The organism is Nocardia shimofusensis NBRC 100134, from assembly GCF_001613125.1.
Lineage (GTDB): Bacteria > Actinomycetota > Actinomycetes > Mycobacteriales > Mycobacteriaceae > Nocardia > Nocardia shimofusensis.
The window spans coordinates 128087-149015 of record NZ_BDBT01000010.1 but is presented as its reverse complement, the minus strand read 5'-3'; the positions used below and the strand labels follow the sequence as shown (position 1 = coordinate 149015).

The following is a 20929-nucleotide window of genomic DNA, read 5'->3' as shown; positions in this document are numbered from 1 at the left end:
AAAAATTGATGCGCCTCATGTAACACGGATTTAACTCCAAGTGACTACGGTCGCGCGTATGGATCGCCAGAAGGAATTCGTGCTGCGGACGCTCGAAGAGCGGGACATCCGCTTCGTGCGTCTCTGGTTCACCGACGTCTTGGGCTACCTGAAGTCCGTCGCCATCGCACCCGCCGAGCTGGAAGGCGCGTTCGAAGAGGGCATCGGCTTCGACGGGTCGGCCATCGAGGGCTTTGCCCGGGTATCCGAGGCCGATATGGTCGCCCGGCCCGATCCTTCGACCTTCCAGGTGCTGCCGTGGGCCTCGAGCAAGGGCCATCAGCACTCCGCGCGCATGTTCTGCGACATCACCATGCCCGACGGCTCGCCGTCCTGGGCCGACCCGCGCCACGTGCTGCGCCGTCAGCTCAACAAGGCCGGTGACGTCGGGTTCAGCTGCTACGTGCATCCCGAGATCGAGTTCTTCCTGCTGAAGAACGGCCCGCACGACGGCTCCCCGCCGCAGCCCGCCGACTCCGGCGGCTTCTTCGACCAGGCCGTGCACGACTCGGCGCCGAACTTCCGCCGTCACGCCATCGACGCGCTGGAATCCATGGGCATCTCGGTGGAGTTCAGTCACCACGAGGGCGCGCCCGGCCAGCAGGAGATCGACCTGCGCTATGCCGACGCGCTGTCCATGGCCGACAACGTGATGACCTTCCGCTACCTGATCAAGGAAGTGGCCATCGACGAGGGCGTGCGCGCGACGTTCATGCCCAAGCCGTTCGCCGAGTACCCGGGCTCGGCGATGCACACGCACATGAGTCTGTTCGAGGGCGAGACGAACGCCTTCCACGACCCCGACGACCCGCAGAACCTCTCGACGACCGCGCGCGCGTTCATCGCGGGCATCCTCGAGCACGCCCCGGAGATCAGCGCGGTCACCAACCAGTGGGTGAACTCCTACAAGCGCCTGATCCACGGCGGCGAGGCCCCGACGGCCGCCTCGTGGGGCCGGTCGAACCGGTCGGCGCTGGTCCGGGTGCCGATGTACACGCCGAACAAGTCCTCCTCGCGGCGCGTCGAGATCCGCAGCCCCGACTCGGCCTGCAATCCGTACCTGACCTTCGCGGTGCTGCTCGCCGCCGGTATGCGCGGCATCGAGAAGGGCTACACCCTGCCGCCGGAGGCCGAGGACGACGTGTGGTCGCTGACCTCGGCCGAGCGCCGGGCGATGGGCTTCCGTGAGCTGCCCGGCACCCTGGACGAGGCGCTGGGCGCGATGGAACGGTCCGAACTGGTCGCCGAAGCGCTCGGCGAGCACGTCTTCGACTTCTTCCTGCGCAACAAGCGCCGGGAATGGGCCGGCTACCGCAGCCAGGTGACCCCGTACGAGTTGAAGGAATACCTGGGTCTGTGACACGGTAAGTTCAGATCCATGGTTCGGCCTCCTACCGCTCGTTCCGCTGTGCCCGGTGTCGGGCGGCTCGGATTGCTCGATCCGTCGGCCCCCGCCTCGCTGCGCGCACTGGGCTGGGACAACGTCGAGAGCATCCCCGTGCTGTGGTCGCTGTCGCGTGCGCCGGACCCCGATCTGGCGCTCAGCGCGATCATCCGGTTGCGTGAAGCGCTCGGAACCGACTGGGTGGGGCTGGATTCGGCGATTCGCACCGAGACCGCGCTGCGCGGGCGGCTGTTCGCGCTGCTCGGTTCCTCCTCGGCGCTCGGCGACCACCTGATCGCCGAGCCCTCGGTCTGGGAGCTGTTGCGTCGCGGCACGCTGCCGGACAAGGACGAACTGGTCGCCGACCTGCTCGCCGTCGTCTCGGCGGTGCCGGAAGAGGGCCCGAACGCGAGCCCGATGCTGTTCCGGGCGGGCGATGTCGGGCCCGACGCGGTGGCCTCACTGCGCCGTCGCTACCGCGATCACCTCATGGTGCTGGCCGCCCTCGATCTGGCCGCCACCGTCGAGAACGAGCCGGTGCTGCCGTATCGGGTGGTCGGCAGGCAGCTGGCCGATCTGGCCGACGCGGCACTGACCGCCGCGCTGTCGGTGGCGGTGGCCAGGGTGTGCAAGGACAAGCCGTGCCCGGTGCGGCTGGCCGTGATCGCGATGGGCAAGTGCGGCGCGCGCGAACTGAACTACGTCAGCGATGTCGACGTGGTGTTCGTCGCCGAACCGGCCGACGCGACCGCGACCAGGCTGGCCGCCGAGATGATGAGCATCGGCAGCCAGGCCTTCTTCGAGGTGGACGCGGCGCTGCGCCCGGAGGGCAAGGCGGGCGCGCTGGTGCGCACGCTGGATTCGCACCTGGCCTACTACAAGCGCTGGGCGCGCACCTGGGAGTTCCAGGCGCTGTTGAAGAACCGCCCGATGACCGGCGATCTGGAACTCGGCCGCCGGTACCGCGACGCGGTGATGCCGATGGTGTGGACGGCTTCCGAGCGGCCCGACTTCGTCTCCGATGTGCAGGGCATGCGCAGGCGGGTCGAGGGTCTGGTGCCCGCCGAATTGCAGGACCGGGAACTCAAACTGGGCCGCGGCAGCCTGCGCGACATCGAATTCGCCGTGCAGCTGCTGCAATTGGTGCACGGCCGGGTCGACGAGAACCTGCACGTGGCCAGCACCGTGGACGCGCTGACCGCGCTGGCCGCGGATGGCTACGTCGGCCGCGACGACGCCGCGAATCTCAACGCCTCCTACGAGTTCCTGCGGTTGCTCGAGCACCGGCTGCAGTTGCAGCGCCTGCAGCGCACCCACACGCTGCCCGCCGACGACGACGTCGAGGGCCTGCGCTGGCTGGCCCGCGCCGCCCACGTCCGCCCCGACGGCAGGCAGGACGCGGTCGGCGTGCTGCGTTCGGAGATCCGCCGCAACGCGGTGCGGATCCGCCGCCTGCACACCAAACTCTTCTACCGGCCGCTGCTGGAGTCGGTGGTCAAGATGGACCCGGACGCGCTGCGCCTGAGTCCCGCCGCCGCCGTCCGCCAGCTCGCCGCGCTGGGCTACGTCGCCCCGGAGAACGCCCTCGGCCACCTCGAGGCGCTGACCAGGGGAGTCTCGCGCAAGGGCCGCATCCAGGCGCTGCTGTTGCCGACGCTGCTCCAATGGCTGGGCGAGACACCGAATCCCGACGCGGGCCTGCTCGCCTACCGCAGGCTCTCCGAAGCGCTCGACGACCAGACCTGGTTCCTGCGCGAACTGCGTGACGAGGGCGCGATCGCCGAGCGTCTGATGATCGTGCTCGGCTCGTCGGAGTTCCTGCCCGACCTGCTGATCAACGCGCCCGAGACCATCCGCATGTTCGCCGACGGCCCCAACGGCCCGGCACTGCTCACACCGCGACCCGAGGACGTGGCCCGCGGCATCCTCACCGCGGCCGCTCGCTACGACGACCCGACCCGCGCCGTGGCGGCGGCCCGCTCGCTGCGCAGGCACGAACTGGCCCGCATCGCCTCGGCCGACCTGCTCGGCATGCTCGACGTGCCGCAGGTGTGCCTGGCGCTGTCCTCGGTCTGGGTGGCGGTGCTGGAGGCTTCGCTGGCGGCGATGATCCGGGCGAGCGAGGTCGAGACCGGTGAACCCGCGCCCGCGGACGTCGCGGTCATCGGCATGGGCAGGCTCGGCGGCATGGAACTCGGTTACGGCTCCGACGCCGACGTGCTGTTCGTCTGCGATCCCAGGCCGGGCGTGGACGAGACCAAGGCCGTGAAGTGGGCCAACAGTGTCGCCGAACAGGTGCAGCGGCTGCTGGGCGCACCGAGCACGGACCCGCCACTGCACGTCGACGCGGGCCTGCGTCCCGAGGGGCGCAGCGGCCCGCTGGTCCGCACGCTGGCCTCCTACCAGGCCTACTACGCGCAGTGGTCGCAGGCATGGGAGATGCAGGCGCTGTTGCGCGCGCACCAGGTGGCGGGCGATCAGGATCTGGGCCTGCGGTTCCTGCACGCCATCGACAAGGTCCGGTACCCGGCCGGCGGCGTCTCCGAGGAAGCGGTCCGCGAGATCCGCCGCATCAAGGCCAGGGTCGACGCCGAACGCCTTCCACGCGGCGCGGACCCGGCGACCCACACCAAGCTGGGACGCGGCGGCTTGGCCGATATCGAGTGGACCGTGCAGTTGCTGCAACTGCGCCACGCGCACAAGATCCCCGGCCTGCACAACACCTCCACGCTGGAGGCGCTGGAGGTCATCGAGAAGTCCGAACTGCTCTCCGCCGAAGACGTCGCCCTGCTGCGCGACTCCTGGCTGACCGCGACCAAGGCCCGCAACGCCTTGGTCCTGGTGCGCGGCAAGGCGATCGACCAGCTGCCCGCTCCGGGCAGTCTGCTCTCCGCGGTGGCCGCGGTGGCCGGCTGGCCGAACACCGACGGCGGCGCGGAGTTCCTCGACAACTACCTGCGGATCACCCGCCGCGCGAAAGCGGTCGTGGAGCGGGTCTTCGGCGGCTGATCGCCCCCGATCCTGTCGAAGCGCGCGGCGAAAGCACGCAGCGCCGCGCGCTCCGATTCCTGGTCCGGACCTTCGACCGTCACCGATACGAGGTCGCCCTCGGCCACGGCCAACTCGTCGCGGCAGAACGGCAGCACCAGGGCATGCACGCTGCGCTCGTGGCAGCTGAGCGTGACGCGGCATGGCCGGTGGCCGCCTGCGACGACGGCGAGGTCGTGCGCGTCGCCTTCGGTCATCGACCTTGCGGCCCGCAGTTGTTCGATATGCATGTGAGCACCTCTCACGCGGATGCCGATCAGTGTAGGGATCTTCTGCGGCGAAGGGACGCTGTGTAAGCGATCGGCAAGCGGGCCCGAATAGGGTTGATCCCATGCGTAAATGGATGATGCGGGCGCTCCTGGTACTGGGGTGGTGCGGCCTGCTGGTGGGGATCGCCGGAATCGTATTGCACACGAGGGGATGGCGGTCGCAGACGTTCTCGCTCGTCGCCTCGGGTGCGTCCTACTTCATGCTCGCGGCGGTGGTCGCGCTGTTGCTTTTCCTGGTGGCGCGCGGCTGGCGCAGTGCGGTGGCGGCGGGGATCGTGGTGGCGGCGGTGGCGTGGACGCAGCTGCCGGTCTTCGTTCCGGACGGCAACGCGGCGGGCGGGACGGAACTGCGGGTGCTGCAGTCGAATCTGCTCTTCGGTGAGGCCGATGTGACCTCGGTGGCCCACCACGTCGAGTCACGCGGCGCCGACGTGCTGACCGTGCAGGAACTGACTCCCGAAATCGAACCCGGGCTGACCGCCGCCCTCGCCGCCGAGCTGCCCTACCACTACCTCGAACCCATGCACGGCGGTGGCGGCACCGGCATCTACAGCCGCTACCCCTTGCACGACACCGTGAAGTTCGACGGCTTCCTGCTGACCAACCTCGCGGCGACCATGGATCACCCCGAGCGCGGCGCGGTCACCGTGCTGAACTTCCACCCGGTGCCGCCGACCGCGAACTTCCCGGCGTGGAGTTCCGAGATGCGCCGGGCCCGCGAGATCCTCGAAGCGCAGACCGGGCCCGCCGTGGTCGGCGCGGACTTCAATGCCACCCGCGATCACGCCCTGTTCCGCGATCTGCTGAGCGGTCGCTTCGCCTCGGCCGCCGAACTCGCCGGCGCCGGGCCGATGCCCACCTGGCCCGACGACCGAGCGTGGGGGCCGGTGATCGGCATCGACCACGTCCTGGTCGCCGACGGCGGCGCCGAACACGCGGAGAGCATCCGGATTCCCGGCTCCGACCACCGCGCGGTTTTCGCGGTGCTACACCTGGGCTGAACCGGCCCTCGCCTCAGCGGGGCCTCCCAGCCGGAGCCATCGAGCCGGAGCGCCGCCCGGGCCGTTGGGCCGGAGTCGGCTCGAACCGGTCGGATCGGGGCCCCGGCCGAGCCGGCTGACGGCGAGCGTGCGAGTCATCGGCGTTTCCGGCGCCGTGGTCGGCCGGAGTGCGGCGTCGTCCACCGAGTCCGGTGACGTGGCGGCCCGGAGAGTGCGGCAGTGTCAGGCGGTGGGCAGCGCGCTCAGCGAGGCCAGCGTGCCCGACACCGCGCGTGCCGCCTCGGCGCCCTTCTTCACGAAGTGCTCGGTGTAGTAGTCGATGTGCTCGCTGTGCTCGTGGAAGTGATGCGGGGTGAGCACCACCGAGAACACCGGCACATCGGTGTCGAGCTGCACCCGCATCAGCCCGTCGACCACCGCGGAGGCCACGAAGTCGTGCCGGTAGATACCGCCGTCGACCACCAGCGCCGCCGCCACCACCGCCGCATACCGGCCGGTGCGGGCCAGGCGCTGGGCGTGCAGCGGGATCTCGAAGGCGCCGGGCACCTCGAAGACGTCGATGCCCTCGGTGTCGAAACCGAGCTGGGCGAATTCGGCGGTGAAGCCTTCCAACGCCTTGCCGACGATGCCGCTGTGCCAGGACGCGCGGACGAAAGCGACCGATGCGTTGGATGTCGAAGCCATGCCCGTGAGCTTACTGGGCGGGCAGGCGCGCCTGAATCCACCGCAGGACGTCGGCGAGCACGGTATGGCGCTCGGGCTCGTTGAAGACCTCGTGGTAGAGACCGTCGTAGCGGATCACCGTCAGATCCCGCGCGGCCGCGCCCCGCTCGAGCATGTCCGAGCTGGACGGTGCGGCGAGGGTGTCGGCGGTGCCGTGCAGCACCAGCGTCGGCACCGTCAGCGTGTCGAGCCTGCCCTTCACCGTTCCGGTGGCCGCCAGGATCTCCGCGCCGGTGCGTGCGGGCAGCTTGCCGCGGAACACCAGCGGGTCGTTGTCGTAGGCGGCGACCACCGCGGGATCGCGGCTGATGGTGGATGAATCGAGTTGCAATACACCGAGATTCGGGGTCAGCTTCGACAGCACCGGCGCGAACAGCCGTTGCAGCGCGTTGCCTGCCGGGATGTCCAGCGGCGGCGCGGAGACGACGATCCCGGCCACGTCGATCGGCGCGCGAGTGGCCAGATACAGCACGATGAGGCTGCCCATCGAATGCCCGAGCAGGAACACCGGGACGTCCGGGTGCTGTTGCTGCGCGATCGCCCGCAACTGTTCGACATTGTCGGCCGCGCCGTCGACGGAGTCCAGATTGGCCCGGCGACCGCCGGACCTGCCGTGTCCGATGTGGTCGAGCGCGTAGACCGCGTGCCCGGCCTCGGCCAGGAACTCGCCGACGTGCCCGTACCGGCCGGAATGCTCGGCGACGCCGTGCACCAGCACGGTCACCGCGCGGGCCGGCTCCTCGGGCAGCCAAGCGCGCCAGAAGACCCGGTCGCTGCGGCCCTCGAACGCGTCTTCCTTCGTCCGGCTCATCGCGGCTCCTCTCCGATCGGACCGGCCGCGAGCTCCTCGATCAGTCGCCGGTCGAACTCGATGAGGCGAGCGTAGTTGAGTCGCGAGATCCGTTCATCGGTTCCGTGGATCGTGGCGAGGTCGGCTTCGGTCAGCACGATGGGCGCGAAATTGCAGCGCGTCGCCGCCAGTCCGTCGTAGTGCCTGGAGTCCGTCGCGCCCGGCACCAGGCCGCTGGTGGCCGCGACGCCGGGGACGACCTCCCGCGCCAGTCGCGCGACGAGTTCGAACGCCGGACCGGGGCTCTCGGTGCGCGAAGGCTCCGACGCCATCCCCGCCAGCTCGATCGTCACGCCCGGGTCGCGAATGACGTGGTGACAGTGTTCGAGCACCCCGGCGACCGAATCGCCGGGCAGGATGCGGAAGTTGATCAATGCCTCGGCGTGCTGCGGCAGCACGTTGGCCTTCACACCGCCCCGGATCACCGTGGGCGCGGTGGTGGTACGGACCATCGCCTCGGTCTGCGGCCGGGCGGCCATCACCCGCGTGATCAGCGGTCCGGCCGCGCCGGCCGCGCCGAGCAGCACCCGCCGCGCCGGTGGCATCACCGCCCGCAGCCGGGCCAGCATGTCGGCGGTCACCGGCGGCAGCCGCAACGGCATCGGCCGGTCCTGCACCCGCGCCACCGCACGCGCGATCCGCCCCACCGCCGTCTGCTTCCCCGGCATCGAGGAATGCCCGCCCAGCTCACGCACCGACAACCGCACGGTGGCATAGCCCTTCTCGCCCACCATGATCGAGGCCACCGGAACCCGCACCCCGTCGGCGACTCCCTCGGTGACGACCCCGCCCTCGTCGAGCAGCAGATCCGCCCGCACGTCCGCCGCGCGCAGGTGATCGGCCATCCGGACCGCACCGGCGTCGCCGAACACCTCTTCGTCGTGCCCGAACGCCAGATACACCGTGTGCCGCGGCCTGATTCCGGCCTCGAGCGCGCCCTCGACAGCCTCGAGCAGGGCGATCAGTCGGCTTTTGTCGTCGATCGCGCCGCGCCCCCAGATGAACTCCTCGTCCACGACACCGGCGAACGGGGGATGGGACCACCCGCCGCCCGCGGGCACCACGTCCTGATGTGCCAGCAGAATCGCCGACACCCGCTCCGGCTCGACGCCCGCCCAGCGGTAGAGCCTGCTGTGCCCGAATGTCCGCAACTCCAGCTCGGCGTGCACGCGCGGGAACGACGCCTCGAGGTGAGCGGCGAGCCGGACGAATTCCTCGTGGGCGCTGTCGTCGGCTTCCTCGCCGGTTCCGGAGACGGTGGCGCACCGCAACGCGGCGGCCAAGCGCTCGGCGACGGCGTCGTCGACCCCTTCGAGAGCCCGGGGGTTCGTCGTCCCCGCTGTCTGCGCTGTCATCGCCACATCCCGTTCAGTCGCCTGTCGCCGCTGCCTCGTTCATACCGCACCGGGCGGAGCTGGAGGGCGGATCAGGGCAGCCGACGTGTGCAGAGGGACAGTACATCGGGAGGTAACCGCGTGGGCCGCGACGGATTCGTAGCGCCGCTGCGGGAGGCGGGGCTACGCCGGCCTCACTCCGGCAGTCCCAGGGCGAAACCGATGGTGATGGTGATGGTGCTGACGAGGGCGACGATGGCGATGATCCACATACCGCGAACACTACGAGCTGTAGTAGAAGTCGATCAATCCATCAGCAGGGTATTTCTCCAGGTCAGGACCTGAAGGGGCCGGTGGTCCTCGCCGTGGCGGACATTGGAACTCGGGTAGTGGACTACCCGAGACCCTAGCGGCCGATCTGATTAGCGTTTTCGATCTACCGCGGCGAACTGCCGACGACCGTCTCGAAGGGGATGACCGACCATGGGGCTCAACAGCATGCTGTTCACCTCGCCCGCGCGTGACGAGCAGTTGGAGAAGTGCCTGATCTCCGATCCCGCGCACATCGGTGAGGGAATCAACGGCACCGGCGAACACGTCCGCCGGATCCAGATAGCGCTCAACGAACTCGAATCGCTCGCCCTCGGCGTGGACGGCATCTTCGGCCAGGCCACCGGCGACGCCGTCGAGAACTACAAGAACCGGCGCGGCATCCTCGCGCCCGGCCAGCTCACCGCCGACCGCATCGTCGGCAAGGGAACCATCAAGCGCCTCGACGACGACATCGCCGCCTTCGAGCAGTCGACACCGCCGGTCACCGGCCTCGTCGCGCCGACCGATCTGGGCGCTGCGCACAACCACCTGGCCTGCCCCACGCCGCCGCGGGTCAGCGCCCCCGGGCCGGACAACCGCGCCCAGCACCGGGGCACGCCGATCAACCCGATCGGCAACGCGATGCGGATCAACATCTACGGCGAGGGCGAGACCGACTATCTCGGCTTCCAGGACTTCGCCACCGAGCCCCAATTCGCCCGCGGGCGCCCTCTCACCTCCACCACTCTGGTGGCCGGCTCCGCCAGCGACATCTGCGCGCGCAGCGCACCGCTGAGCGCGGTAACTCTCGCCGAGATCCGCCGCATCGCCCAGTCGGCGCTGGTGGGCGGCTGCCGCTTCACCTACGCCTCGAACCCCAACGTCTTTCAGACGCCCCGCGCCGACATTCTTTCCCTGGGCACCGTCATCCAGCAGCACCGCATCGCCGACCCGGCGAACCCCGGCAACCCGCAGTTCGACATGGAGGTCTGGGTCGTCGACATGTTCTGACCGTGGTACTCGGTAGCGATCCGGGTCGACCATCAGCAGTGCGGCGAATCCGGGGCGGAAGGCCCGGAAGGTATCGATCCGCGTCCGCGAGGTCGGCGGTGCAGGCCTCGCCGGGACCGAGAAGTGTTGCCGCGCACCAGGAAGGCCGCCACCGCCACGACGAGCGGCAGGATGCTGACCGTCAGCATGGTGAGCCGCAGCGCGTCGGCGAAGTCCTGCCCGAGGTGCAGTCCGGACGCGTGCCGGATGAGGTTCGGATCGAATCCGCCGCTGCCCGGGCTCAGCGCCAGGCTGCTGCGCACGGCGTCCACCGTCTGCTCGGCTTCGGTCGCCGACAGCCCGCGTGATTCGGCGTCGGCCAGCCACTCCTGTCTGAAGAAGATCCGCATCAGAAGCAGGTAGACGGTGGGCCCGAGCGCGTAGCCGGTCATCCCGAAGGCCAGCTGCGCGGAAGCCACCGAGCCGGAATGCCCTGGCGGCGCCTCGGACAGGACCGTCTCCGACACCGCGGTCGAGGTGACCAGCGAGCCCAGATTGCACAGCCAGATGGCCGCCACCAGCAACCAGAGCGCCATCGTCGGGCTGACCGTCCCCGCCATCAGCAGCCCGCTCACCGCCAGCACCGCGAGGCCCGTGACCATGACCGGTGTCGGGCTGTACTTTCCGATCAGGCGCCCGGCCAGGATCACCGCGCCGGCGATCAACAAGGTGCCGGGCAGGTACAACAGGCCGATCGATTCGGGCGAGAGCGCGAGCACGACGCTGCCGAACTGCCCGAGGGCGATGCCCAGCCCGGCCGCCAGGAAGTTCAGCGTGAGGGTCGCCGCGAGCGCCACGCTGAACGCGCGGCTGCCGAACAAGGCCGGATCCAACGCCGGTTCGGGCGTGCGGCGTTCATGGTGCACGAAGAGCACCGCGGCCACCACGCTGATCGCCATCGGCAGCACGGTCTGGGGCCGTGATATGCCGTTCTGTGCCGCCGTGAGCTCGATGACCAGGGCCAGCAGAGCCACTCCGACCAGGATCACGCCGGCCACGTCGAGTCTGCCGCGTTGTTGCACCGGAGCCTCGGGAACGTATCGGGAGGTCAGCCACAGCGACGCCACGCACAGCAACGGGGCGACCAGGAACAGCACCCGCCAGCCCACCGCCGCCACCGCCCAGCCGGTCAACGCCGGGGTCAGCCCGCACAGGACCATCTCGACGGCCATGAACGCGCCGATGGCAGCGGGTCTTTTCTCTTCCGGCACCGAGGTCTTCAGCAGCGCCAGCGGCACGCCGAGCAGCGCCGTCATCCCGAGTCCGTCCAGCAGGCGCATCACCAGCAGGAAGCCCCAGCCGGGCGAGAGCATCGAGAGCAGGTTGGCGATCATGACGACGACCAGCCCCGACCTCAGCAGCCGCTTCAACCCGAAGGCGTCCCCGAGATTGCCCGCGGCCAGGACCGCGGCGGCCATCACCAGCGTCGCCGCTCCACCCAGCACCCCGACGACCTGCGCCGGGACATGCAGCGCCCGGCTCACCGCCGGCAGGTTCAGGTTGAGCACCAAGGGGTCGACGACGGTGATGGTGAAGGCGATGGCGAGCGCGAGGATGATCGGCGTCGTCTTCGCGTCGCTTCGAGATCGAACCGCGGGCACCGTGCGCCTCCTGTCCCGTCCGAGCCGGATGCGGCGGCCCCGGCGGCCGCCACCGAAGCGTGCGGTTCACCCAGGAGCGAACGTCACCACCAGAACGTCGCGATACGCGGGGTGGCTGCGGTCGACCGGGCGAATCGCGGACACGCTGTGCAGAGTGCGGCGGTCGTCACCCAGCAGCAGGGTTCCCGGTTCATCGAGCGTGATCGTCAGCAGTCGCCGTCCGTCCGGATCGAAGACCGCGCTCTCACCACCGGCGGCGTTGTGCCTGCCGATCAGCAGTGACGACACGAGGGTGACACCGTCGCGATGCCTGCCCTCCGGGGTGGGCAGTCCGTTCGCGTCCTCCGAGGCGATGACGCGGAAGGGATGGACCTTCGCGATCCACTCCGCCGGGTCGTCCAGCGCCGTGGCGACCTGTCCGAGCAGACGAAGCGCCGCCCGCAGCACCGGGTCGGCCGCGAAGGATTCGGTCAGGGGCTCGAGGGTGCGGCTCACGCCGATATAGAGCGGGTTGCTGTTCTCCGGCTGCACGAAGTCGGCTCGCGGCAGCAGCCGGACCCGGTCCGTCGCCGCGGACCAGGCGAACCGCCCGTAGCGGCGCAGCCTGCACGTGCCCTGCTCGGCGGCGTAAGTGTCCGGGCCGAGTTCGTCCCAGTGGGCGCGGAATCGCTCCCACGTCTCGTTCGCCACGCCGAGAAGCGAAGTCGTGACAGCCGCGGGCACGAGATGAACGCCTCGCGCGACCAGGGCCCGTCGGGCCGCAACCAGCCGCCGGTCCGAGTGCGGGACCTGCGCAGCCATCGCGGCCTCCGGCGCCGCCCGTGAGCCGCCGGTCGTGCTGTTCATGAATGGCTCGCCCTCCTCCGGTCCAGCTGCGTCGATGGAGTTCGGGGAACATCTGCCCGCTCGAGCATCGACGGTCGGATCACCTCGAACGGCCCGGCACCGACCAGCATATATCGATCGCGACCATCGGATTCCGGCACAATTTCCGATCATTTCCAGCGCGGAGAAGGCGGAGAAGGTCTCGGACACCCGCGCTCTCCGCGCGGCGGTCCGTGGCGGGCGGCGCCGCTTCGATGCGGCCGCCCCGTTACGAAACGAGTCCACCCGCCGAGCGAACGCTCGGCGGGCGGACTCGAAAAGACCTGCCACACGGACGACTTGCGGACGAAGAACCGGAGCCGGACACTCCGCCGCGGGTCGGCCGACGCTGTCGACTTACACGTCGAAGTAGAGCTCGAACTCGTACGGGTGCGGACGCAGGTTGACCGGGGCGATTTCCTGGGTGCGCTTGATGTCGATCCAGGTCTCGATCAGGTCGGGGGTGAAGACGTTGCCCTCGGTCAGGTAGTCGTGATCCTGCTCGAGGCGGTCGATGACCGAGGCCAGGCTGGTGGGGGCCTGCGGGATGTTCTTGGCCTCCTCCGGCGGGAGCTCGTAGAGGTCCTTGTCGACGGGGGCGTGCGGCTCGATCTTCTTCTTGATGCCGTCCAGGCCGGCCATCAGCATGGCGGCGAAGGCCAGGTACGGGTTGCCCGAGGAGTCCGGCGCGCGGAACTCGATGCGCTTGGCCTTCGGGTTGTTGCCGGTGATCGGGATGCGGACCGCGGCGGAGCGGTTGCGCTGCGAGTACACCAGGTTGATGGGGGCCTCGTAGCCCGGCACCAGACGGTGGTAGGAGTTCACGGTCGGGTTGGTGAACGCCAGCAGCGACGGCGCGTGGTGCAGGATGCCGCCGATGTAGTGACGGGCGATGTCGGACAGGCCGCCGTAGCCGGCCTCGTCGTGGAACAGCGGCTTGCCGTCCTTCCACAGCGACTGGTGGGCGTGCATGCCCGAGCCGTTGTCGCCGAAGAGCGGCTTCGGCATGAAGGTGACGGTCTTGCCTTCCTGCCACGCGGTGTTCTTCACGATGTACTTGAACAGCTGCAGGTCGTCGGCCGCGCCGAGCAGGGTGTTGAACTTGTAGTTGATCTCGGCCTGACCGGCGGTGCCGACCTCGTGGTGGCCGCGCTCGAGCTCGAAGCCCGCGTTCTGCAGGTTGGTCGAGATCTTGTCACGCAGGTCGACGTAGTGGTCGTACGGCGCGACGGGGAAGTAACCACCCTTGTTGCGCACCTTGTAGCCACGGTTCAGGGTGCCGTCCGGGTTGAACTCCGCGCCGGTGTTCCAGGAACCCGAGATCGACTCGATCTCGTAGAAGGAGCCGTTCATGGCCGAGTCGTAGCGGATCGAGTCGAAGATGTAGAACTCCGCCTCGGCGCCGAAGTACGCGGTGTCGGCGATGCCGGTCGAACGCAGGTACTCCTCGGCCTTGCGCGCGATGTTGCGCGGGTCGCGGGAGTAGGCCTCACGGGTCAGCGGGTCGTGGACGAAGAAGTTCATGTTCAGCGTTTTGGCGGCCCGGAAGGGGTCGACGCGCGCGGTGGAGAAGTCGGGCAGCAGGAGCATGTCCGACTCGTCGATCGACTGGAACCCACGGACGGAGGAACCGTCGAAGGCGAGGCCCTCTTCGGCGAGGTCGGCGGTGAAGGCCTTGGCGGGGATCGAGAAGTGCTGCTGCACACCAGGAAGATCGCTGAAGCGGATATCGACGTACTCGATGTCCTCTTCCTTGATGTGCTGGATGACCTCATCGGCCGTGCTGAACGTCACTTGTTCTCCTTACGGATCGGTCCCAGCCAGTGTGGATTGCGTGGGTTCGACAGCAGACGCTAAGTACGCGGTGTTTCCCAGCAATCAAGGCTGTGTTTCGCCGGTGTTACACGTGCGGGGGCGGGTGTGAGGTCACCCTCCCAGCACCGGATAGTTCTCCATCCTGCCACTGCCCGGTATGGGGCCGCACAGCGGGCACCCGTGCGCAAATCGTCGGCACACAGGATTGCCGGAGGGTAGCCCGAGCCGGGCGGGCCGGGTGCGGCGACGACCGTTGCCGCCGCCTATCCTGAGGTCATGGCACGCATCACCGGCTCCTGGCTCACCGGACCCGAGGCGGACGGCGATCCGTCGGCTTCCGAATACCCGGGTGAGCTGCTCGGCCTCCCTCGTGCGGGCGCCGGGTCGCTGGCCGGGATGGTGCGTCGGATCGCGGCGCTGTTCGTGGACTGGATGATCGCCGTCGGCATCACGGCGCTGATCGTGCAGGGCGTCAACGCGAACCTCACCCTGTTGATCTGGTTCGTGATCGGCGTGGCCTCGGTGACGCTGTTCGGCTTCACCCCCGGCCAGTACTTCCTGCGGCTGCGGGTGGCGCGCGTCGACGTGGCCGCGCCGGTCGGGTTCGTCCGGGCGCTGGCCAGGCAGGTGTTGCTGGTGTTCGTCATCCCCGCCCTGTTCACCGACGGCGACGGCCGCGGTATGCACGATCGGGCCACCGGAACCGCGCTGATCAACGCCCGCTGACTGCACCCGCGCGCTGACTGCACCCGCCCGCTGACGCGAACAGCCCGGGGCGTGCCCGGGCCGTTCGGTAGGTAGGTCGGCGTTCGATCGGTCAGCGGCGGCGGATCGTGCGCTGCATGCCCTTCATCTTCGCCCCCGCGGGCATCGGGCCCTTCGGCAGCGCGGGGCCGGTGCGCCTGCTCAGCGCCGAGAGCCTGCCCTCGATGAGGTCCATGCGCTTGGCGTCGATGTTGGGCGGCAGCTTGGTGAGGCGTTTCTGCAGCTCCTTGAGCGGAACCTGACCTTCGTCGTTACCGATCACGAAGTCGTAGATCGGGGTGTCGCCGATGAGGCGGGCGGTGCGCTTCTTCTCCTGCGCGATGAGCGCCTTCAGCCGCTGCGGCGACCCCTCGCCGATGAGGATCACACCCGGACGGCCGATCACCCGATGCACCGCGTCGAGCTGGGTGGTGGCGGCGACGCCGTTGCTCACCCGCCACTTGCCCTGCAGGTTGTCCAGCACCCACGCGGCCGCGCCCGCCTGGCCCTCGGCCTTGGCGTAGACACTGGCCTGCACGCGGCGACCGAAGATGATGAACGCCACCAGCACGCCGAGCAGCACGCCGATGGGCACCAGGAAATACCAGTTGATGCCGAAGATCAGGCTGATCGCCAGGAACACCACGGTGATGCCGACGAGCGCGCCGATCATCAGCGGCAGCAGGAGCTTGTCTTCCTTGCGCTGCATCTGGAACGCCTGCCAGAGCTGCTGACGACGCTCCTTCGACGCCTGCTTGCGTGCCGCCTTCGCCGCGGCCTTCGCTTCCTTCGACGGTTTACCGCCCTTACCTGCTGCCATGGCACTCAGGATAGTGGGCTCATGTCGGGGCCTCGTCGAGTACCGTCCGCGAGACCGGCGCGGGCATCGGCTCGTGGCGTAGATAGCCACGGTGGAACTCGCCGGTTCCGTGGGCCAGCGAACGCAGGTCGACCGCGTAACTGCGCAACTCCCGCTCGGGCACCTCGGCGTCCACGCGAGTGCGGCCCGAACCGTGCGGCGCGGTGCCCAGGACGCGACCGCGTCGGCTCGACAGATCGCCGAGCACCGTGCCCAGATAATCGTCGGCAACCACGATCGACACCTCGTCGATCGGCTCGAGCAACACCACCCCCGCCGCGGCCGCCGCCTCCCGCAGCGCCGACGCGGCCGCGGTCTGGAACGCGGCGTCGGAGGAATCCACCGAATGCGCCTTCCCGTCGACCAGCGTCACCCGCACATCCACCAGTGGGTATCCGGCCACCATCCCGCGCGCGGCCTGGGCCCGGACCCCCTTCTCCACCGACCCGACGAACTGCCGGGGCACCGCCCCGCCCACCACCGCGTCCACGAACTCGATTCCCGACCCGGTCGGCAACGGCCTGACCTCGATCTCGCACACCGCGTACTGCCCGTGCCCGCCGGACTGCTTGACATGCCTGCCGCGCGCGCGGGTGGGTCGCGCGAGCGTCTCGCGCAGCGCCAACCGGTACTCCTCGATGTCGACCTGGACGCCGAAGCGGGTGCGCAGCCGTTCCAGCGCGACATCGCGATGCGCTTCGCCCAGGCACCACAGCACCAGTTGACCGGTGTCGCGATTGTGCTCGGCGCGCAGGGTCGGATCCTCGGCGGTGAGCCGAGCCAAGCCCGTGGAGAGCTTGTCCTCGTCGGACTTGCCGTGCGCGCGAACGGCGACGGGCAGCAACGGTTCCGGCAACGGCCAGGGTTCGATGAGCAGCGGGGCGCCGGTGGCCGAGAGGGTGTCGCCGGTTTCGGCGTGGGCGAGTTTGGTGACGTAGGCGATGTCGCCGGCGATGGCCTGGGGGAGTGGGCGCTGCTGTTTACCGAACGGCGCTGTCACCGCGCCGATCCGGTCGTCGGCGTCGTGATCGGGGTGGGCGGGATCGCCGGGTGCGGCCAGTCCGTGCCCGCGCACGTGCACGGTGTCGTCGGCGTGCAGGGTGCCGGAGAACACCCGCACCAGCGAGACCCGTCCGACGTAGGCGTCCGAAGACGTGCGGATCACTTCCGCCGCCAGGTCGGCCTCCGGATCGCAGGTCAGCGTCTGTGCGGTGGCGCCGTTGCCGCCGGGCGTCGCGGTGACCACGTGTTCGGCCGGGGTGGGGAAGCCGCCGACGATCAGCTCCAGCAGTTCCACGGTGCCCAGCCCGGTCCGCGCGCCCTCCGGGGCGGACGCGCCGATCAGCACCGGGTGGAACCCGGCCCGTGCCACCGCCCGCTCCAGATCGGCGGTCAGGGTGGCCGGATCGATGTCGGCGCCTTCGAGATAGCGCTCCATGAGGGACTCGTCCTCGCTGCCCGCGATGACGGCCTCGATCAACCGGCCGCGGCCCTGTGCCGCGCGGCCGGCCTGCTCCTCGGTCGGTTCCCGCGGCGCGCGATCTCCGCCGGAGTAGTCGATCACCCGGTCCGACAGCAGGTCGATCAGCCCGGTCACCGACCGGTGGCCGTCCGCCCCCGCGGGGCCGTGGACCGGAAGATGCAGCGGCAGAACCGATTCGGACGCGCCGTCGCCCAGGAACAGCGCGCAGGCGTGCACCATCTCGTCGAAGTCGGCCCGTGCGGCGTCCAGATGGGTGAGCACGATCGCGCGCGGGATCCCCGCCGCCTCGCACTCGTCCCACACCGCCCGCGTCGCGCCGCCGACCCCGCTCGGGCCGTCGGCCGCCGAGATCACGAACAGCGCCGCGTCCGCCGCGCGCAGGCCCGCCCGCAGCTCCCCGACGAAATCCGCGTACCCGGGGGTGTCGATCAGATTGATCTTGGTCTCGCGCCACCCGACCTGCACCACCGAGACCTGCACCGACCGGTGCTTGCGCTGCTCGATCTCGTCGTAGTCGGACAGACTGGTGCCGTCCTCCACCCGCCCCGCGCGATTGAGCGCGCCGGTGGCCAGCGCCAGCGCCTCCACCAACGTCGTCTTGCCCGCTCCGCTGTGCCCGACCAACGCCACGTTCCGAATGCGCTCCGGTCGGTCAACGGTCATCACACCGTCGGCCATGTCACGCTTCCTCGCCTCGACATCGCGGTACATCGAGCTTCCCACCATCGCCGCCGCAAGTCCACGGCCACCGCGCGGTGGACGGCCTGGACACGCGGGTCCGGCGGGCGCCGGACACCGGTCAGGCGGTGATCCGCCCCGACCACATGCTCCAGCCGCGACCCTTCGCGGCGCAGCCGAACGAGCCGTGGAAGCCGACGGCGCAACTGGCGCCCGCGTGCTCGATGGCCGGGCCCCACTGACCGTCGCCGGTCTTCACCTCCGACAGCGGCGGGTTGCCGCCGGGCAGGGTGTAGGGGGTGCCGGGGTCGAAGGTCGGATGGGCGGGCAGCCAGTGCATGTCGATCACGATCTCGCTGACCGGGAAGCTGAACGGCAGCTGCCCGTAGGTCAGCGGGGTGGGCGCAGGCAGGTCACAACCCACCGTGCCGTTGCCGAAGATCGCGCATTGCACCGAGCCCACCGAGAAGTACTTCGTCCCCGGCTCGGCTTCGGCCGTCCCGGCGAAGAGGACGGGGACCGCGCACGCGACCCCCACGATCCCGGCCACCCGCGTCATGTTTCGCTTCATCCGAACTCCTCACCTGTGTGACTGTCGAGAGCAGTCGATGCCGAAAGCACGGTCGCTGTCGATCGCACGGTAGAGGTCGAGACCGCGATCCGTGCCGCACAGACCGTCGCCGGGTGTGTCGGGACGCGACGGGAGTTCGTTTCGGCGGTTGGCGCGTCGCCCGCCTATCCGGCGTGTCCCGCCGTCACTCGCAGCCGACGCCGTCGTTGTCGCGGTCCAAGCCGTATTCGTCGGGTCCGATGACGGTCACGCGACCGGTGTAGACGGGACCGTTGCCGCTGCCGCCCGCACAGTCGACGTCGCTGGTGATCGGCAGGCACGGGGTGTAGGAGGGATGGCACTCGGCCGGCTCGGCGTGGGCGGAGGGAGCGGCGGGGGAGGTGAGAACGAAAGTCACGGCGGCCAGGGCGGATACGCCGAGTGAGAGAGCGAAACGCATGCAACTCCTATCCAGATACAGCTGCGCAAGTGTGCCACGAGTTCGCCCGGTCGGCCAACGCGGCCGCGAGCGGCGGGGGCACGCTGTCCGCGGACCGCCTCATCGCCGCCAATACCCCGCTGTTACAGTGCCTTTCGGCGAAACGGAGCCACCGCGACGGCCTACCGTGGAGTCCGTCGATAGTGGGACGGCGATGGAGGGCGGCCGCGATGCTGGTCATCGACGAAGCGACTGCGCATACTGCGGGCGCGTATCCCGAGCAGCGAGTTCTCGACTGGATGCGCGCCTGGTCCGGTCAGTTCATCATCGTCGGCCTGGCGATCTCCGGCTGTCGCCTGGGCGAGCGCGAGCACACCGATCTCGTCGTCCTGACTCCCCGCGCCACCATCGTGATGGAGGTGAAGGGGACCGCTCCCGAGGCGAGGGAGGGTGTGCTCTCGATGCGCTCGGACGGTCGCTGGAAGCTGTCCGGTTACGACGGCGATCCTCTCGACCACCCCGAAACCGACGATGCCGAAACCGACGTGGGCGAACGCCCTTTCGATCGGGTGTCGGACAGCATCTCCGCCTTGAGCGAAGCGGCGCGCCGCCACCATTCCGACGCTCGCGTCGAGGGCTTGGTGGTGATCGTGCCGCCCGGCGAATCCGACATCACCGTGCGGGCAGGCGCGGGCCGTCCGCGCTGCGGCGTGGTGGTCGCCGAGTCCGCCGCCGACCTGCGCGCGTGGTTCCACCGCACCGCGAACCGGGCGATCGTCTGGAGTGCGGAGGCCGCCCACGAACTGCTCACCGACCTCGGCGCGGGGGAGCGGGTGTCGGTCGAAGACCTGCTCGCGGAGGGCTTTCCGTCCCGCGCCCGCCTGGACTATCTGGCGAGTCCCGAGTACGCGGCCGCGGTGACGGCGGCGCGCAGGCACACCGAACAACGCAAGCAGGCCGCCGCCGAACCGGAGGGGACGGACGGAGTACGGGTCGGCGACCTTCGGGCGGGAGAGGAAATGGTGCCCGCCGCCTTCACGGTGGGCACGCCCGGTGCCCACCTCGTCGTCGAGGGCCGCGCCGTGGGTGACGCCGAGGCGCTGCCTGCGGAGGTCGGTATCGCCGGTCGGGACGAGCCCGCGCCGGCACCGGCACCGCCTCTGGTGTCCGCGCTTCCCGTTGCCGCTACCGCCGTTTCCAGCTCTGCCTCGGCCCGTCCTCGGCCCGCGACGGTGATCGAAGAGCGACTGCCCGAACCGGACAGCGATTCCGCCTTCACCGACGATTGGTCCTCCTGGATCGGACCGCAGCGCCTCCGATTCCGCCGCACCGAGGTCCTGCGGCCCGCGTGGCTCGACGATCCCGATCCTGCCGAATCCGGCCTCGGCCCCTCGGCCGCAGCACCCGTGCCGCCCGCCCGTCCCAGCGCCGGACGTGACGTGCGGACAGGCAGGCGGCTCGGGGAAGGACTCGGCGAGGCCGCCCGGCGCGCGGTGGACACGGGGTCCGCGCGCGTGCGCGAGACCGCCCAGCGCGTTCTTTCGAGCGCACCTTCGCGCCCGCGACCGGAAATCGCGCGCCCCGCACAGATCTCGGCGCAGCTGCGTGGGTCCGCCGAGATCAACCCCCATCGCCGTCAGCAGGTCGTGGCGCTGACACTGATAGCGGCCCTCTTGAGCACGTTCTGGATCCTGGCCTCGGCGTGCTCGGCTCCGCATCGCAGCGCGGACGACACCCGCGGCCTCGGCTCGACCTCCGTGGCCGAACGGAATGCCCTGGCGTGTTCGCTCGATACCGGACCTCGCTGTGCCTTGCGCCCGGGCGAATCTGGACTGCTGACCAATTACTGAGCACGGCGGCGGAATTCGCATTTCTTCCACGAAGGA

At 69.7% G+C, this 20929-nt stretch carries 17 protein-coding genes; 6 read left to right on the top strand and 11 right to left on the bottom strand.

Annotation, left to right across the window (positions count from 1 at the left end; all coding sequences use genetic code 11):
• Window positions 1-58 precede the first annotated feature (58 nt).
• Entirely contained in the window at window positions 59-1399 is a 1341-nt protein-coding gene (gene glnA / locus NS3_RS13680; protein WP_067859242.1) for a type I glutamate--ammonia ligase, read from the top strand.
• A gap of 18 nt (window positions 1400-1417) precedes the next feature.
• Window positions 1418-4432, top strand: coding sequence for a bifunctional [glutamine synthetase] adenylyltransferase/[glutamine synthetase]-adenylyl-L-tyrosine phosphorylase (locus NS3_RS13675; RefSeq protein WP_067859239.1), 3015 nt, complete (start codon window positions 1418-1420; stop codon window positions 4430-4432).
• Here the strand turns inward: NS3_RS13675 and NS3_RS13670 are convergent.
• Complete coding sequence (locus NS3_RS13670) at window positions 4375-4701, bottom strand: hypothetical protein (protein WP_157101322.1); 327 nt, start codon at window positions 4699-4701, stop codon at window positions 4375-4377. The two genes, NS3_RS13675 and NS3_RS13670, sit on opposite strands and share 58 nt — an antisense overlap.
• Window positions 4702-4802: 101 nt before the next feature.
• On the opposite strand from NS3_RS13670, the gene NS3_RS13665 reads away from it, so the two are divergent.
• Complete coding sequence (locus NS3_RS13665) at window positions 4803-5741, top strand: endonuclease/exonuclease/phosphatase family protein (RefSeq protein ID WP_157101321.1); 939 nt, start codon at window positions 4803-4805, stop codon at window positions 5739-5741.
• Window positions 5742-5963: 222 nt separating this feature from the next.
• On the opposite strand, the gene NS3_RS13660 is transcribed toward NS3_RS13665, so the two are convergent.
• From NS3_RS13660 to NS3_RS13650, 3 genes are read right to left on the bottom strand one after another with little or no spacing between them, the layout of a single operon-like run.
• Window positions 5964-6425, bottom strand: a complete 462-nt coding sequence (locus tag NS3_RS13660) for a 6,7-dimethyl-8-ribityllumazine synthase (protein WP_067859229.1) — start codon at window positions 6423-6425, stop codon at window positions 5964-5966.
• A gap of 10 nt (window positions 6426-6435) precedes the next feature.
• The gene (locus NS3_RS13655; RefSeq protein ID WP_067859226.1) at window positions 6436-7275 is read right to left on the bottom strand and encodes an alpha/beta hydrolase; all 840 of its coding nucleotides are present in this window, start codon (window positions 7273-7275) and stop codon (window positions 6436-6438) included.
• A complete protein-coding gene (locus NS3_RS13650) occupies window positions 7272-8669 on the bottom strand; it encodes a M20/M25/M40 family metallo-hydrolase (protein WP_067859223.1) in 1398 nt (465 codons plus the stop codon). The genes NS3_RS13655 and NS3_RS13650 overlap by 4 nt, the downstream gene beginning before the upstream one ends.
• Window positions 8670-9131: 462 nt before the next feature.
• Here NS3_RS13650 and NS3_RS13645 point away from each other — a divergent pair, with 462 nt between their 5' ends.
• On the top strand, window positions 9132-9971 hold the full coding sequence (locus NS3_RS13645; RefSeq protein WP_067859220.1) for a peptidoglycan-binding domain-containing protein: 840 nt from the start codon (window positions 9132-9134) through the stop codon (window positions 9969-9971).
• 32 nt (window positions 9972-10003) lie between these two features.
• Here the strand turns inward: NS3_RS13645 and NS3_RS13640 are convergent, their stop codons facing one another.
• The 3 genes from NS3_RS13640 to glnA (NS3_RS13630) all read right to left on the bottom strand — a co-directional run bounded on the left by NS3_RS13640 (window position 10004) and on the right by glnA (NS3_RS13630) (window position 14269).
• Window positions 10004-11611 carry an MFS transporter gene (locus tag NS3_RS13640; protein WP_067859218.1) on the bottom strand — a complete coding sequence of 536 codons (1608 nt, stop codon included), beginning with the start codon at window positions 11609-11611 and terminating at the stop codon, window positions 10004-10006.
• Between the two features lie 66 nt (window positions 11612-11677).
• Window positions 11678-12412, bottom strand: a complete 735-nt coding sequence (locus NS3_RS13635) for a 2OG-Fe dioxygenase family protein (protein WP_067859511.1) — start codon at window positions 12410-12412, stop codon at window positions 11678-11680.
• 420 nt (window positions 12413-12832) lie between these two features.
• Entirely contained in the window at window positions 12833-14269 is a 1437-nt protein-coding gene (gene glnA, locus NS3_RS13630; protein WP_067859215.1) for a type I glutamate--ammonia ligase, read from the bottom strand.
• A 297-nt stretch (window positions 14270-14566) separates the two neighbouring features.
• Here glnA (NS3_RS13630) and NS3_RS13625 point away from each other — a divergent pair, with 297 nt between their 5' ends.
• Complete coding sequence (locus NS3_RS13625) at window positions 14567-15016, top strand: RDD family protein (protein ID WP_067859212.1); 450 nt, start codon at window positions 14567-14569, stop codon at window positions 15014-15016.
• A gap of 91 nt (window positions 15017-15107) precedes the next feature.
• Here NS3_RS13625 and NS3_RS13620 read toward each other — a convergent pair whose 3' ends face one another.
• From NS3_RS13620 to NS3_RS13605, 4 genes are all read right to left on the bottom strand, one after another.
• Window positions 15108-15854 carry a DUF4191 domain-containing protein gene (locus NS3_RS13620; RefSeq protein WP_067859209.1) on the bottom strand — a complete coding sequence of 249 codons (747 nt, stop codon included), beginning with the start codon at window positions 15852-15854 and terminating at the stop codon, window positions 15108-15110.
• A gap of 19 nt (window positions 15855-15873) precedes the next feature.
• On the bottom strand, window positions 15874-18054 hold the full coding sequence (locus tag NS3_RS13615) for an elongation factor G-like protein EF-G2 (protein ID WP_067859205.1): 2181 nt from the start codon (window positions 18052-18054) through the stop codon (window positions 15874-15876).
• A 121-nt stretch (window positions 18055-18175) separates the two neighbouring features.
• Entirely contained in the window at window positions 18176-18625 is a 450-nt protein-coding gene (locus NS3_RS13610) for a hypothetical protein (RefSeq protein WP_067859202.1), read from the bottom strand.
• Between the two features lie 184 nt (window positions 18626-18809).
• The gene (locus tag NS3_RS13605; RefSeq protein ID WP_067859199.1) at window positions 18810-19064 is read right to left on the bottom strand and encodes a hypothetical protein; all 255 of its coding nucleotides are present in this window, start codon (window positions 19062-19064) and stop codon (window positions 18810-18812) included.
• A gap of 209 nt (window positions 19065-19273) precedes the next feature.
• Here NS3_RS13605 and NS3_RS13600 point away from each other — a divergent pair, with 209 nt between their 5' ends.
• A complete protein-coding gene (locus tag NS3_RS13600) occupies window positions 19274-20893 on the top strand; it encodes a nuclease-related domain-containing protein (protein ID WP_067859196.1) in 1620 nt (539 codons plus the stop codon).
• Window positions 20894-20929: the final 36 nt, after the last annotated feature.

Excerpts from the sequence above, each read along its gene's own strand:
- NS3_RS13600 (WP_067859196.1), top strand. The coding sequence starts at position 19,274 with ATGCTGGTCATCGACGAAGCGACTGCGCATACTGCGGGCGCGTATCCC.
- NS3_RS13605 (WP_067859199.1), bottom strand. The coding sequence starts at position 19,064 with ATGCGTTTCGCTCTCTCACTCGGCGTATCCGCCCTGGCCGCCGTGACT.
- NS3_RS13650 (WP_067859223.1), bottom strand. The coding sequence starts at position 8,669 with ATGACAGCGCAGACAGCGGGGACGACGAACCCCCGGGCTCTCGAAGGG.
- NS3_RS13655 (WP_067859226.1), bottom strand. The coding sequence starts at position 7,275 with ATGAGCCGGACGAAGGAAGACGCGTTCGAGGGCCGCAGCGACCGGGTC.
- NS3_RS13675 (WP_067859239.1), top strand. The coding sequence starts at position 1,418 with ATGGTTCGGCCTCCTACCGCTCGTTCCGCTGTGCCCGGTGTCGGGCGG.
- NS3_RS13660 (WP_067859229.1), bottom strand. The coding sequence starts at position 6,425 with ATGGCTTCGACATCCAACGCATCGGTCGCTTTCGTCCGCGCGTCCTGG.
- NS3_RS13625 (WP_067859212.1), top strand. The coding sequence starts at position 14,567 with ATGGCACGCATCACCGGCTCCTGGCTCACCGGACCCGAGGCGGACGGC.
- glnA (WP_067859242.1), top strand. The coding sequence starts at position 59 with ATGGATCGCCAGAAGGAATTCGTGCTGCGGACGCTCGAAGAGCGGGAC.
- NS3_RS13635 (WP_067859511.1), bottom strand. The coding sequence starts at position 12,412 with ATGGCTGCGCAGGTCCCGCACTCGGACCGGCGGCTGGTTGCGGCCCGA.
- NS3_RS13610 (WP_067859202.1), bottom strand. The coding sequence starts at position 18,625 with ATGAAGCGAAACATGACGCGGGTGGCCGGGATCGTGGGGGTCGCGTGC.
- NS3_RS13645 (WP_067859220.1), top strand. The coding sequence starts at position 9,132 with ATGGGGCTCAACAGCATGCTGTTCACCTCGCCCGCGCGTGACGAGCAG.
- NS3_RS13620 (WP_067859209.1), bottom strand. The coding sequence starts at position 15,854 with ATGGCAGCAGGTAAGGGCGGTAAACCGTCGAAGGAAGCGAAGGCCGCG.
- NS3_RS13665 (WP_157101321.1), top strand. The coding sequence starts at position 4,803 with ATGCGTAAATGGATGATGCGGGCGCTCCTGGTACTGGGGTGGTGCGGC.
- NS3_RS13670 (WP_157101322.1), bottom strand. The coding sequence starts at position 4,701 with ATGCATATCGAACAACTGCGGGCCGCAAGGTCGATGACCGAAGGCGAC.
- NS3_RS13615 (WP_067859205.1), bottom strand. The coding sequence starts at position 18,054 with ATGGCCGACGGTGTGATGACCGTTGACCGACCGGAGCGCATTCGGAAC.